The sequence below is a fragment of the Stenotrophomonas sp. SrG genome, from assembly GCF_050031795.1.
GTDB lineage: Bacteria > Pseudomonadota > Gammaproteobacteria > Xanthomonadales > Xanthomonadaceae > Stenotrophomonas > Stenotrophomonas rhizophila_A.
This window is the reverse complement of sequence record NZ_JBNBBE010000156.1, coordinates 1-287: the sequence shown is the minus strand read 5'-3', so window position 1 is coordinate 287 and position 287 is coordinate 1. Positions and strand designations below refer to the sequence as shown.

1 pseudogene is annotated in these 287 nt (G+C 72.8%); it reads left to right on the top strand.

The features are described from left to right. Window positions 1–287 (top strand): annotated as a pseudogene (locus tag ACQG3P_RS19350) (pteridine-dependent deoxygenase); the annotation flags it as partial.

The following is a 287-nucleotide window of genomic DNA, read 5'->3' as shown; positions in this document are numbered from 1 at the left end:
GCCGCCCTGGCCGACCCGCGCTCGCTGGCCGTGTTCGGCTTCTCAACCACTGCCGCGCCCTGCGACGACCCGCGCTGGCTGCAGGTGCCGCTGGCCGAACAGGGCCCGCCGCTGGTCGAGATCTGGCAGGGCGCCAGCCCGGTGCAGCACGGCAGGCGCGGGGGCGTGCGCTGGTCGGCCAACGACACGTTGCTGTTCGGCGCGATCGAAATTGACGAGGTCGCCGGGGAGAGCGAGTCGGCCGCGGCAGACGCCTACGCTCGGATGAGTGGCTTTCTGGCCAACGG